This is a genomic window from Paraburkholderia sp. CNPSo 3274 (genome assembly GCF_024206475.1).
Lineage (GTDB): Bacteria > Pseudomonadota > Gammaproteobacteria > Burkholderiales > Burkholderiaceae > Paraburkholderia.
Genome location: NZ_JAMBPR010000035.1, coordinates 57,757 through 70,993, shown reverse-complemented (window position 1 = coordinate 70,993; position 13,237 = coordinate 57,757). Strand labels below are relative to the sequence as shown.

12 protein-coding genes are annotated in these 13,237 nt (G+C 61.3%); 7 read left to right on the top strand and 5 right to left on the bottom strand.

Features of this window, described 5'->3' with window-relative positions:
* Positions 1 to 77: 77 nt before the first annotated feature.
* Positions 78 to 1,373: an NAD(P)/FAD-dependent oxidoreductase gene (locus M3I54_RS23615; RefSeq protein ID WP_254340372.1), complete on the bottom strand. Its 1,296-nt coding sequence runs from the start codon at positions 1,371 to 1,373 to the stop codon at positions 78 to 80.
* A gap of 296 nt (positions 1,374 to 1,669) precedes the next feature.
* Between M3I54_RS23615 and M3I54_RS23610 the strand changes: the two genes are divergently transcribed.
* The 7 genes from M3I54_RS23610 (at position 1,670) to M3I54_RS23580 (ending at position 7,568) form a co-directional block, all read left to right on the top strand.
* On the top strand, positions 1,670 to 2,587 hold the full coding sequence (locus M3I54_RS23610) for a 3-hydroxyacyl-CoA dehydrogenase (protein WP_302059099.1): 918 nt from the start codon (positions 1,670 to 1,672) through the stop codon (positions 2,585 to 2,587).
* A gap of 21 nt (positions 2,588 to 2,608) precedes the next feature.
* Complete coding sequence (locus M3I54_RS23605) at positions 2,609 to 3,568, top strand: 3-hydroxyacyl-CoA dehydrogenase NAD-binding domain-containing protein (protein ID WP_254340364.1); 960 nt, start codon at positions 2,609 to 2,611, stop codon at positions 3,566 to 3,568.
* Between the two features lie 99 nt (positions 3,569 to 3,667).
* Positions 3,668 to 3,808, top strand: a complete 141-nt coding sequence (locus M3I54_RS23600; protein WP_254340363.1) for a hypothetical protein — start codon at positions 3,668 to 3,670, stop codon at positions 3,806 to 3,808.
* 100 nt (positions 3,809 to 3,908) lie between these two features.
* Entirely contained in the window at positions 3,909 to 4,718 is an 810-nt protein-coding gene (locus M3I54_RS23595) for an enoyl-CoA hydratase-related protein (protein WP_254340362.1), read from the top strand.
* 29 nt (positions 4,719 to 4,747) lie between these two features.
* Positions 4,748 to 5,974 (top strand): CaiB/BaiF CoA-transferase family protein, encoded by a 1,227-nt coding sequence (locus tag M3I54_RS23590; protein ID WP_254340361.1) that lies wholly within the window; start codon positions 4,748 to 4,750, stop codon positions 5,972 to 5,974.
* Between the two features lie 30 nt (positions 5,975 to 6,004).
* Positions 6,005 to 6,793 (top strand): enoyl-CoA hydratase, encoded by a 789-nt coding sequence (locus M3I54_RS23585; RefSeq protein WP_254340359.1) that lies wholly within the window; start codon positions 6,005 to 6,007, stop codon positions 6,791 to 6,793.
* 361 nt (positions 6,794 to 7,154) lie between these two features.
* Complete coding sequence (locus tag M3I54_RS23580) at positions 7,155 to 7,568, top strand: hypothetical protein (RefSeq protein ID WP_254340357.1); 414 nt, start codon at positions 7,155 to 7,157, stop codon at positions 7,566 to 7,568.
* Between the two features lie 233 nt (positions 7,569 to 7,801).
* On the opposite strand, the gene M3I54_RS23575 is transcribed toward M3I54_RS23580, so the two are convergent.
* The 4 genes from M3I54_RS23575 to M3I54_RS23560 all read right to left on the bottom strand — a co-directional run bounded on the left by M3I54_RS23575 (position 7,802) and on the right by M3I54_RS23560 (position 13,009).
* Positions 7,802 to 10,015: a transglycosylase domain-containing protein gene (locus M3I54_RS23575; protein WP_254340355.1), complete on the bottom strand. Its 2,214-nt coding sequence runs from the start codon at positions 10,013 to 10,015 to the stop codon at positions 7,802 to 7,804.
* Positions 10,016 to 10,335: 320 nt separating this feature from the next.
* Positions 10,336 to 11,073 (bottom strand): ABC transporter ATP-binding protein, encoded by a 738-nt coding sequence (locus tag M3I54_RS23570; RefSeq protein ID WP_254340353.1) that lies wholly within the window; start codon positions 11,071 to 11,073, stop codon positions 10,336 to 10,338.
* 40 nt (positions 11,074 to 11,113) lie between these two features.
* Entirely contained in the window at positions 11,114 to 12,133 is a 1,020-nt protein-coding gene (locus tag M3I54_RS23565; RefSeq protein WP_254340352.1) for an ABC transporter substrate-binding protein, read from the bottom strand.
* 24 nt (positions 12,134 to 12,157) lie between these two features.
* Entirely contained in the window at positions 12,158 to 13,009 is an 852-nt protein-coding gene (locus tag M3I54_RS23560) for an ABC transporter permease (RefSeq protein ID WP_254340350.1), read from the bottom strand.
* Between the last annotated feature and the right edge of the window lie 228 nt (positions 13,010 to 13,237).

Genomic DNA, 13,237 nt, shown 5'->3' with positions numbered 1-13,237 from the left:
AGACAACTTGCATCGAAAAATAAAATGCCGCTCAAAAGAGCGGCAAATATGCAGGGCTGTTGGGCCACGAAATCCCGTCAAGCGAGCCGGATATCCGGTTGAGCCAGCCCGTTGATCTGTTCGGCCGTCCAGAGCAGCGTCGCCCTGCGAAAACCGTGCAGCGCCTGCTGATGGCGTCGGTACAACATCGCGTGGCTCAGCTGGGCGAGTTTGCCTCGAATGAGCCCCCCGGGAAACAAGCCAAAGCGCCCCAACGTGCCAAAGGAGTCGTACTCGCTCAGTGATACAAGCGAACCGAAATCCCGGAATGCAAAGCCCGGAAGTGGCTTGTTGTAACGGATCCATTCCGGCAGATGGCGCGCAAGGTGCTCCGCCTGTTGAGCGGCGACCTGCGCAGTAGGAGGCAGTGGACGCTGTACACCTTCCGGCGTGAGTGAAGCGCAATCACCGAGCGCGAAAATATTTTCGTCCTGTAGCGCCCGCAGCGTGCCCGATACCACGATCTGGTTCGACCGGTTGGTCTCGAGGCCCGCTAGCCGGTGCATGAAATCAGGAGCCTTCACACCGGCAGCCCATACCATCAAGTCCGCTTCGGCAAGTTTCCCGTCTCCGTAACGCAGGCCGCCCGGTTCGACGGCGGAGACGCCCGTCGAGGTCATGACGCGAAAACCAATTTTCTCGAGTCGCTGCTGGCTGGCTGACGAGATCTCCGGCGGGAAGGCCGGGAGCACACGTGGCCCCGCCTCGAGCAGCGTCAAGCACAGCCTTTCTCTGATCGCGGGATCGCCATAGCCGGCCGCAAGTTCGAAAAGATGACTGAGCTCGGCAGACAACTCAACCCCGGTCGCACCGGCGCCCACAATCGCCAACCTGAGTACCTCATCCTTGACCACAGAACGAAGAGAACGCTCGCGCAACGCGACGTTGAATGCCTCCGCCTGCTGCTGGCTGTCGATTAGATGGCAATGCTCCATGACTCCAGGCACGCCAAAGTCGTTCGCACGGCTGCCTATACACAGCAGCAGCACGTCGTATGGCACGGCTCGCGGCTCGAGCATCAAGCCGCCCTCGTGCGCCTCTATCGCGGCAAGCTGGACTTCGCGCCGCTGTCGGTCCAGTCCGCACATCTCACCCGGTTGATACGTGAAGCCATGTTCACGCGCATGAGAGAGATAAATGACGCGCTGCTGATTCACATCGCGCGTACCTGCCGCAATGGTGTGCAGCATCGGTTTCCAGATATGCGTGGGGCTTCGGTCGATCAACGTGACACTAGCCTCACCCGAACGGCCCAGCCCGTCGCCGAGCCTGGTTGCAAGCAGAATCCCGGCGATTCCCCCACCTACGATAACGACACGAGTTGGCTTTTTCATGGCAAGCACTCAATGAATGAAAGACGATTTCCAATACTCTTCGCCGATGGCAATGCTCAGGTTGGGCAACAACGCCCGCTCCGATGAGACCCATCGGTACTTTCGCAACTTAGGGTATGCCGCAAACAGCTGCAATTACACCTTGGGTGCAGGGTTGAACGACCAGCCTTCCCACCTGCACGAAGGTGTCGTTACACCATCGTGCAATTGAGTCGCACGCCGACGACTCATAAAGTTGGTGTCCATGAGCAGGGTCTTCCGAAATCGACATCGCTCAAACCTGTTAAGGATGCCAAATGACTACGACTCGCACCCTCTCAGACAACGTTTCTCAGGGAACGATTGCCTCGGGACGTTTATTTTTCCTTGAATTGAGCAGCAACTCCATTCACTCGATGAATCCGGACGGCTCTGATCGCAAGACGATCGTCACGGACTGCCGCCTCCCCGACGGCATCGCAGTGGATGCGGACGCCGGTCATATCTACTGGACCAACATGGGCGGTTCCCTGAGCGCCAACGACGGCTCGATCGAGCGCGCCGACCTCGACGGCAACAACCGCGTCGTCATCGTCCCGCAAGGCGTCACGCACACACCCAAGCAGCTTCAGTTCGACAAGGACGGCGGCAAGCTCTATTGGTGCGACCGCGAAGGCATGCGCGTGATGCGCGTCAACTGCGACGGCTCTCAAGTCGAAACGCTGGTCGAGTCAGGGCGAAGCGACAACGACCGGCACGACCAAAACAAATGGTGCGTCGGCGTCGCCGTCGATCGCAAGGCAGGGAAGCTGTACTGGACGCAAAAGGGCCCGGACAACGGCGACCAGGGCCGTATTTTCCGCGCGAACCTGGAGATGCCGAATGGCGAAGATCCGGCCACCCGCTCCGACATCGAAGTGCTCTTCGACCATCTGCCGGAACCGATCGACCTCGAGTTCGATCGCGCGAACCGCGTCCTGTATTGGACGGACCGCGGTGATCCCCCGCGCGGCAACACGGTCAATCGCGCCCCGGTCGACGCAGCGGCAACGCCCGAGATCGTGATCACCCACCTGCTGGAAGGCATCGGCATCACGCTCGACGTTGCCGGTAACCGAATGTTCGTCACGGATCTGGGTGGCTCGGTCTATTCCGCACAGCTCGACGGAAGCAATCTGCGCAACTTCCTCTATGCCCAAGGCAATCTCACCGGGGTTGCCTACGCCGAAGTCTGACCCGTACATTGGAGAAATCACATGACTGACACCAAGCCCATTCGCCGCGTCGCCATCATCGGCACGGGCGTGATCGGCGCGAGCTGGGCCGCGTTGTTTCTCGCCAAAGGGTTGCATGTCGTGGCGACCGACATCGCACCGAACGCGGAAGCGTCATTGAGAAAATTCGTGGAGACCGCCTGGCCGGCGCTCACGAGATTGGGCCTCTCGTCGGGAGCGTCGCTCGCTAACCTCACGTTCACGCCCGTGCTCGAGCAAGCACTCGTCGGCGCGGATCTGATACAGGAAAACGGACCCGAGCGGATCGATTTCAAGCAAAAGCTCTACGGGCAACTCGACGAGCTGTTGCATTCCGACATAATCATTGCATCCAGCTCGTCGGGACTGACCATGAGCGAAATCCAGAAAGGCGCCGCGACACATCCCGAGCGCTGCGTCATCGCGCATCCGTTCAACCCGCCCCACTTGATCCCGCTAGTCGAGATCGTTGGCGGCGCAAAGACCTCGGAAGCGACCATCCAGCGCGTGGCGGATTTTTATACGTCGATCGGGCAGCGCACGGTGCGGGTCAACAAGGAGATGCCCGGTCACGTAGCAAACCGGCTTCAGGCCGCATTGGCGCGCGAGGTGTACTACCTCGTTGCCGAGGGCGTGGTGAGCGCCGCCGATGTGGACACGGCCCTCTCGTGGGGACCGGGTCTGCGCTGGGGCGTAATGGGCAACATGATGCTCAACCACCTCGGCGGCGGCCCAGGCGGCATCGAGCACTTCTTCCAGCAGTTCAGCGGCCCGATGACGGCCTGGTGGAAGACCCTCGGCGCGCCAGTTTTGAGCCCCGACGTGCAAAAGAAGCTCATCGACAGTGTCCACGCCGAGACCGGGTCGCGTTCGGTCGAGTCGCTGGAGGCTGAGCGCGATGAAGTTCTGCTCGGTCTGCTTGAACTGCGCCGGAATGTTAGCAGTCGGAAACACAATCAATAGCTGGATTCGGCCGCGTAATCCCAGGCGCGATCGAGGGATCGGTCGCCCCTTCAATAAGTCTTCTCTGGGCTTTCAAGCCGGAGCAACAGGAATCGCAAAATGTCCACTACGGCCGCAGAAAACAAGACTACCCCGAAGCAGCTGCCGCCGCCGAACGGCGACTTCTATCACTTCGCTGAGACCTGGATGCAGAACCTGATCGTCGGAAAGGCGATCACCGGGTTCAGCGCGTTCATTTAAGACCGAAGGCGTGACGGCGAGCTTTTTGCCGTCACGCTATCGATAAGGAAAGCTAATCATGCCATCAACAACCATGGCGAATTTAGTATCACCTGGAGCAGTGCTTGACACCTCGCCGACAGAAGTCACAACGCTCGCAACGGTCCTGTACGAAAAGCGCGACGCGTTCGCTTACGTGACCGTGAACCGGCCCAAAGTGCTCAATGCCCTGAGCACGCAGACATGGAAGGATCTGCGAATGGCCTTCGAGGATGCGCGCGAGGACGCTGCCGTGCGCGGCGTCATTCTCACCGGCGCGGGCGACAAGGCGTTCATCGCCGGCGCCGACATCAGCGAGCTGGCGCACGCGAGCGCGATCGAAGCGGAGCAGTCGAGCCGCTTCGGGCAAGCCGTGCTCGACTTGATCGAGAACCTTGGCAAACCCGTGGTAGCGGCGATCAACGGCTTTGCACTTGGCGGCGGCTGCGAAACGGCCATGGCGTGCACCCTTCGCATTGCCGTGGAGCACGCGAAGCTCGGTCAGCCCGAGGTCAAGCTCGGCTTGCTGCCCGGCGGAGGCGGCACGCAGCGGCTTCCGCGCCTCGTCGGAAAGGGCCGCGCACTCCAGCTCATTTTGTCCGCGGAGCTGATCAGCGCGCAGGAAGCCTGGCGCATCGGCCTCGTCAACGAAGTCGTTGCGCCGGCCGCTCTCATGGAACGTGCTGAAGCCATTCTGAGGACGATCGCCTCGAACGCCCCTGTCGCCGTGAAGCTATCGCTCGAAGCGGTGAACAAGGGACTGGACGCGGACCAGAGCGAGGGCCTCGCCCTTGAAGCCTCCTACTTCGGACTGTGCGCCGGGACGGAGGATAAAAAGGAGGGCACGTCCGCCTTCCTTGAAAAACGCACCCCGCAGTTTCTGGGGCGGTGAAACAAAGGCCGCGATTCAGGAGAGATTCAATGGCAAGCGATAACATTTTTGCTGGACTCAAAGTGGTTGACTTTTCCAGCTTCATCGCGGCGCCCGGCGCCGCCGTCATCCTGTCGGACTTCGGTGCCGACGTCATCAAAGTCGAACCGCCGGGCGGCGACCCGTGGAGACACGGGCACAAGATCGCGCCACAGCCAGCGGCGGATGAACCCTATCAATGGCATCTAGCCAACCGCAACAAGCGCAGCATGACGCTAAACCTGAAGTCGCCGAGCGCCCAGCAGGTCCTCCAGCAGCTTGTCGCGTGGGCGGATGTCTTCATCGTCAATACGCCCCACCCCGCGCGCAAAAAACTCAAGCTCGAATACGACGACGTGGCGCGCTGGAACCCGCGCCTGATCTATGCGGATCTCACCGGCTTTGGCGAAAGCGGGCCGGATGCGGAAATGCCCGGCTTCGATATCACGGCGTTCTGGGCGCGTAGCGGCCTGCTCTCGATGACGCGCGATGCCGGCGCACCGCCGACCTGGCCGGTGGCCGGAAGCGGCGACAATGCAACAGCGCTCGGAATCTACGCGGCGATCGTCACCGCGCTCTACCGCCGCGAGTGCACGGGCATTGGATCTTATGTCACGACTTCGCTCCTTGCCTCAGGTGTCTGGTCGGCAAGCGTTGCGATCCAGGCCGCTTTGGCCGGCGCGAAGTTCGCTCCGCCTCACAATCGCGAGCATCCCGCGAATGCAGCGCTCAACGTGTACCGCGCGGCGGACGGCACCTGGTTCGTTCTCGTCGTGACACCCGACAAGGTGGCCGCCGTCGCGAACGCGGTTGGCCGCCCGGATCTGCTGACCGATGAACGGTTTTCCGATCCCGCGAAGCTGACGGCGAATATGCGACAGCTCACAGCCATTCTCGACGAAGTCTTCGACGCGCAACCGATGACGCACTGGCACGACGTATTCAGTGGCGCACATGTCACGTATGGCGCGGTGCGTGGACCGCTGGAGGTGATCGATGATCCGCAGTTGCACGCAAACGATGTCATCGTTCCGCTCGAAGGTGCCGGCGGCAAGCTGACCTCGACGATCAGCAATCCGATTCAGGTGCATGGCGTTGCCAAAGTGCCTGCGCGTCGTGCGCCCGACCTTGGTGAGCATAACGACGCGATCCTCCGCGAGTTGGGATTCGATGCGAAGGACATCGACAACCTGCGCGAGACCGGCACGGTGCCGAGCGTCAAGGCGCAATTAGCTTGACACGGGCGCGACGAAAGTTTGGAGCAAACCATGAGTGACATCACTACCGAACATACCGACGGCGGCATTCTGCGTGTCGCACTCAATCGGCCCGAGAAGAAAAACGCCATGACGGGAGACATGTACTCGCGCCTCGCGGATATCCTCAACGAGGCCTCCGAAAATGAGGAAGTCCGCGTTGTGCTCTGGCATGGCGTCGGGCAGTCGTTCTGCGCGGGAAACGACATCGGGGACTTTCTCGATCGTCCGCCCAAGCCGGGCGATTTTCCGCAGGGCCGCCTGATGGAGGCGCTCATCGCGTTCGACAAGCCGATCGTCGTGGCTGTGCAGGGCGCGGCGGTCGGCAGCGGCACCACGATGCTAACCCACTGCGATTTCGTCTACGCGGGCGAGAGTGCAAAGTTTCTGATGCCGTTCATCAATCTTGGCCTGGTGCCGGAATTCGGATCGAGCTTTTCGGTACCCGCGCGCGTGGGTCATCTGAGGGCAGCGGAAATGTTCCTGCTGGGCGAGCCATTCACAGCACAGCGGGCGGTCGAGCTGGGCCTAGCGACTCGTGTGGTGCCCGACGACGATCTGCTCGCGACGGCCACGGCAACGGCCCAGAAGCTCGCTGCAAAACCGGGCGGCGCGTTGCTGGCGAGCAAACGGCTCATCAAGCAGGCTTCTATCGACCCGCTCAACGAGGCTGTAACCGCAGAGAACCAGGAGTTCATGGTGCGGGTTAGCTCAGCAGAGGCCAAGGAAGCGCTATCGGCTTTCCTCGAGAAACGTCCGCCCGACTTCACGAAGATCCCAAAGCAACCGGCGGCCAAATAGTCTTTGTCCGCCGCAGCGCCTGCATGCTTGCACGCCACAGTCATGAACCCGACGGCGTTACGTTCATATTGGACGTGACGTCTCTCCATCGACCACACATTCGACGCCTACTTCCTGGGTCCGAAGCCGTTCATGGCTTTCATCAAACGGTCACTGCGCGAACTGGGCGTCCCCGATGATAGAAGCCGATACGAGTCCTTCGGCCCCGCAGAAGCACCGAATTGAGCTTCAATACGGCCGGCCACGATCGGGCCGGCCAGATCGACGTTGGCTTCGGCCGGCCGTTGCCCGGCAAACGGCGAGCAACTTCATACAGTGGTGCGAGTTCTGCGCTGCTGAAGCGCCAAAGGATATGGTTGCCGTGAAACTCTCTCATTTGATGCGGCGCGCCGTTGTTGGTACGGCCCTCGCCTCGAATGCGATCTACGCGCGTGAGATCGGCGCAAGCCTGGATTGCCATGCTGGGTCGCACGAATTCATCCAACAGCTACTTGCCAAAAAGGAAATAGATCCACGACCGATGAAAGTGTCGGCCAATTCAGTCAATGCGTATCGTCCCGGGCAGAAGCAAAGCCTGACTGCACTCGGATTCAAAGTCCAGGCTGTATTTGGCTCTGTCCCGGATAATGGGGCGCTCCAACAGACGGCCGGTGGTAACGGAGCGCCGCGTCAAGTCTATGGTGTTGTCGTTATGGCAGGGGAAGACGCGGTGAGGGAGCGCCTTCTTCAAATCGGCAGCACCGCGTCCGTGAAGGTCGTCATGCCGCAGGGATAGTGACGCCATTGGTCTGGAACAAGTCTGGCGGACTTCCGGTGCGACCTTGCACGGCGCTTTGCGGAACTGGCACCCGTTGCCCCCGTACTGGCGGCGCTTACCGGTTATGGCCAGCCCGAGGATCTGGAGCGCACGCGTCAGGCGGGATTCGCCCGTCATCTGGTCGAGCCTGTGCCGGTAGAAGAAGTGCCGGTCGCCCTCACCGGTGCGAAAGCTGCCGCGATGCAAGAGCCTCAGAATTTCCAGAAGAGAAAATGATGATGCGCTCGCGCATGGCCTGAGTGCGACGGATTGGTCGCTGGCGCAAGCTGGGCGTGCGCATCGATGACTCGTGCGCGCAGCGCCATGTCATAGAAAGCACCCACCACCGGCAACGCGCTGTGCGCACCTTCGCCCCAATAGTCGTTGCGTAACGTCACGCGTGCGTCGTCGAATCCCACCCATGCGCCTGCAACCAGTTGGGGGTGGATCAGGATGAACCAGCTATCCGTGCCGGCCTGCGTTGTTCCCGTCTTACCAGCCACGTCGACGTAAATCCCGAAACGGGTTCGGATGTCGCTACCGGTGCCGCGATTAACGACGTCGCGCATCACGTCGACCAGCTTCAGTGCGGCCGCGGCCGGAAGTGCCTGCTCCGGCTGCGCGGCCGGGAAGTCGGCGAGCACGTTGCCGTTGCGATCCTCGATGCGTGTCACCATGCGCGGCTCGACATAGGCACCCCGGTTGGCGATCGTGCCGTACGCCGAGACCATCTCCCTGAGCGTGACCGGGCTCGTGCCCAGCGCGAGCGACGGCACCGGATCCAGTGGGCTCTCGCGCACGCCCATCGCACGCGCGAGTGCGGCGACCTTGGCAGGCCCCTCACGCTGCATGAGCTGCGCAGTCACGCGGTTACGTGAAAACGCAAGGGCGTCACGCAGCGACATCGGGCGGCCGGTCGGCGGCTCGGGATCGGTCGGCGTCCATGCCGCAGTGCCTTTCAACGGGATCGCGACGTTGCGATCGACGATCGTGTCACCCGGCTGTGCGCCATCCGCGAAGGCGGCGCCATAGACGAAGGCCTTGAACGTGGAACCGGGCTGCCGTCGTGCCTGCTGCACGTGATCAAAAGGTTCGTCGTGAAAATCGCGGCTGCCGACCCAGGCCTTGATGTCCCCGTTGCGCGGATCCATGGCCACGAATCCGGCCTGGACCTGTCTCTTGCCATGACAAAGGCCATCAACAAGCGAAGCGTCCGTCGCAAGCTTCCTGATGGCGGTCTGATCCTGCAGGCCCGTGTCGCGCGCTGTGCGGTACTCCGCCGTCTGCCTGATGAACGACTGGAACAGCGCGTTACCCGGCCAGCAACCCGTACGCTCGTTCCATGCGCCATTGGCGATCGACTGCAGCTGGCTGGTCTGCCAGGCAACGGCCTGTGCTGCCATTGCCTGAAGCCGGGAATCGATGGTCGTTCGCACGACGAGCCCGTCGGAATAGATGTTGTAGCCGTTGCGATCCGCCCATGCAGTCAGCCACCTTCGCAACTGGGCGGCGAAGTGGGGAGCCGCGCCAACCTGCTCGGACTGGGGCTCGAAATTGACGTCGATCGGCTGACGTTTCAGCCAGGCATACGCGCGCGGGCTGAGCTTGCCGAACTTCACCATCTGCGCGAGCACCGTGTTGCGGCGCTCCAGCGCGCGCTCGGGATTGAGCACCGGGTTGTAGGCGCTGTTCGCCTTGAGCATGCCAACGAGCGTCGCACTCTCGAGGACATCGAGATCCGCGGCTGGCTTGCCGAAGTACGTACGCGCGGCCATCTCCACACCGTATGCGTTGTACAGAAAGGGCACCGTGTTCAGGTACGTCTCCAGGATCTGGTCCTTGCTGTACACGGATTCGATCTTGAGCGCAGTGATCGCTTCCTTGAGCTTGCGCGTCAACGTTGGTGCGCGGCCGATTTCATCCGGATACAGGTTGCGCGCGAGCTGCTGGGTAATGGTGGAGCCACCCTGACGACGGCCAGTGAACGTATGGAGCGCGGCCGCCGCAACGCGCTGGAGGTCAATCCCGTGATGCTCGTAGAACCGGTGATCCTCGGTCGCAATCAGGGCGTCCATCACGTGCGGCGAAATCCGGTTGAGCGTGACCCACTCGCGATTTACCGGTTTGAACTCGGCGAGCACATTGCCATCGGCGGAAAGGATCAGCGCGGGACGATCGACCCGGGCCTTGCGGATATCAACGAGGCGAGGTGTGAACGGAACAAGCGCCAGCGTGTAGGCCAGCGAAAACAGTGTTGGTGCAGCGACCGCCAGTGCGATGCCGCGACGTGTCGGGTGGCGAACGCCGTGCAGCGCCGCGCGGAGAAGGCGGCGTGCCTTCGCGCCGGCGGTGGCGGCAAGTGAGCGGGCACGGCTCACCCAGCGTGCGCAGAGTTCACGAAATAGCGACACATACGGGTGATTCACGATGGCTGCGCAATGGACGAAAGGCCGGATCGTACCAAAGCGCCGGCGCATTTCTCGCGGCAAAACCGGGCTTGATGCCTGCCGCTAACAGATCATTACACTTGTTTCGAATCTGCGGCGCCGCCGCGCCCGAAGCGCGGCATCGGCGCCGCGGAAAGAATGTCGCGCGGAATGGAACCCGGCAATCCACACACGTTGTGTAGTCGCTCGAATGCGGTGCTGTCAAACAGCAGTCAGGTCGAAGCGGATCTCGTGCAACGCGCTTTCGACACGATACCCCGCCGTCGGCGCACCCACGGACGTCATGTTCACGCACAAAATCAGTGCGCAAGAATTCCCATCGAGCGTTTTTTCAGATCCAGGAAGTGTGGTTCGAATGCGACCTCCGGCGTACGCGGCCTTTCCAGTTCGATGGGTACGTCGAGTGCCACCCGCCCAGGTCGCGCTGAAAGCACAACAAGGCGCGTACCGAGAAAGATCGCTTCATCGATGTCATGGGTGATGAAGACGACCGTGCAGTGGAGCTGCTCCCACAACGCGGTCAAAAACGTCTGCATGGAACTACGCGTCTGCGCATCCAGTGCGCCGAAGGGCTCGTCCATCAGGAGCACCTTCGGCTTCATCACGAGCGCCCGCGCGATCGCCACGCGCTGCTGCATGCCGCCAGATAGCTCATAGGGCTTGTGCCGGGCGAAAGACTCCAGACCGATGATCCGCAGAATGTCCGCCGACTCCTTGCGGCGTTGCGCCTTGGGCACTCCATGCAGTGACGGCCCGAACTCGATGTTTTCTTCCACGCTGAGCCACGGAAACAAGCCGGCCTGCTGGAACACGACGACACGGTCGGCCCCTGGCTGATCCTTGATCTCGCCATCGACATAGATGTTGCCGCGCGTGGGCGAAGTCAGACCGGCGAGCAAATGCAGCAAGGTCGTCTTTCCGCAGCCCGAGGCGCCGAGCACGGTGATGAATTCGCCGCCGCGGAACTGCAGATTGATGTTTTCCAGTGCCGATGTGGCGCCGAATGTCTTGTACAGCGAATCGATGACGATGTTCAAGTTCGTCTCCTGCTTGCCAGTCAGACAGTCAATGAGTCAATCAATGCGCTAGATGTTTCGAGTACTGTGGCGCGACGTTGTTGTCGAAATTCGCCGGCACACTCGAAATGCGGCCAATCGAGTTGAGCACCTTGGCCGTGTTCACCAGAGTCAGGTACGTAGCGGAGGTCTTGACGCCTGCGTCGAGCCCCATGACTTTCGGCGTGGTCTGGTCCGCGCCGGAAAACAGCTCGTAACCGGCGAGTTCGCTCGTCGCAACAGGCACGCTCACGCCCGTCGCTTTTGCCATCTCGGCGAGCGCCTTGTCGCGATCCTTCATCGTCACCTGATAGCCCTGGTCGAGCGCCGCGACGAAACCGCGGACCAGGTCCGGATGTGCCTTCGCCCAATCGGAGTTGGCGATACAGACGTTGTAGCTCGAGGCTTCTCGCGGCAAATCGCCGTCCGTCTTGATTGCCTTGCCGCCAGTCGTACGCAACGCGCTGAATACCGGATCCCAGACGATCGCCGCGTCGATCGCACCGGTCACCCATGAGGTGCGCATCTGCGGGGGCGCCATATTGATCTGCGTGACGGACTCATACGGCACATGCGCAGCCGCAAGGAAGGTCGCCAGCTCGAATGAGGCCTGCGAGCCGGCCACGATCGCGATCTTCTTGCCCTGGAGCCCCGCGACGTCGTGGATGCCACTATCCGGCTTGACCACGATGCCGGCCGCATTGGTATAGCGCTCCTGGTTGTACACGATGGTCATCGGCAAGCCCTGTGCAATAGCGGTGACGAGCGGTGGAACGCCCAGACCGCACATGAACGTAAGACTGTTCGATGCCAATGCACTCATCGCCGCCGGACCCGAACTGAAGAGCTTGTACTGGACATCGGCGTTCATCTGCTTTTCGAACAGATGCTCGGCCATCGACACCATGTACGGATCGGCGCCGTTGTCCTCGTAGCCGATGATCACCTCGGGCTTGCTCTGCGAATGAACCGCGCCAGGAACCAGACAACTGCTGGCAAGCACAGCCGCGCTCACACCATAGACCCATTGCATCCTTTTCATTTTTCGTCTCCTCCGATTACCCGATTAGTTATGTCCGCGCCACGGTACGACGATATTTTCGATCTTGCGAATCGCCAGCTCCATTCCATATCCGATCAACCCGATGATCACGATGCCGACGATCACGATGGCAACCTGCAAGGCCTGTCCGGCGAACTGGACGAGCCAGCCAAGGCCGCTGCTCGCCGCGATCAGTTCCGCGGCAACCAGACAGGTCCACGCCACGCCGATACCCACGCGCATTGCGGTGAAGATCTCCGGCATTGCCGAGGGCAGCACGACCTTGCGGAAGATTTGCGCGTTGGTCGCGCCGAGCGTGCGGGCAACCTCGATGCGCAGCGGCGGCGTGCTTTTCACGCCCGACATCGTGCCGATGATGATCACAGGAATGGTGCCGACCAGAATCAGAATGGCTTTGGGCAATTCGCCGATGCCGAACCACACCACCAGCAGCGGAATATAGGCAAGCGGCGGAACCGGCCGGACGAACTGCAGCAGCGGATCGATGATGTCGAACACGATCTTGTTGCGTGACATGAGCAGCCCGATGGGTACGCCGATCGCAATCGCACCCACAAAACCAATAACGATGCGAAAGCAACTAATCAGGATGTCGCTGATCAGCGACTGGCCGCCGTATCCGTTGCGGACGATTTCGACGAAGGCCTGCCACACCGCCGCCGGCGAGGGCAGCGCGAACGCCGGGAAGATGCCCGCCATCGATACCGCCTGCCAAAGCACGACGCATATCACGAGCACGGCAGTGGTCAACCACCAGGAATTCAATTTCCCGTGGCCGCGGCGAATCTTGATCACCGGCTCGATCGGCGAGTCCGCGGGATGCTTCATCGTCTTTAGTCTGGGTAAGGCTCTCACCGCCGTCTCCTCAAGTTGAAAAACAATGCGCACGCCAGCGCGAAGCTCCGCGTCCGGTTCGGGTTCCGTCTCAATTCAAGTATAGTCAGCGGCTACCAGGGCAAATTTCGGCTTCTTTTATTGCGCACTTGCGAACTCGCCCGTTGAGTCAAGCATTCTCAATCAATAAAGCGGCGGGTAGTACCAGGCGGGAAGTTCCGATGGGGCCAGTGGCGGACGAGCGTTGCC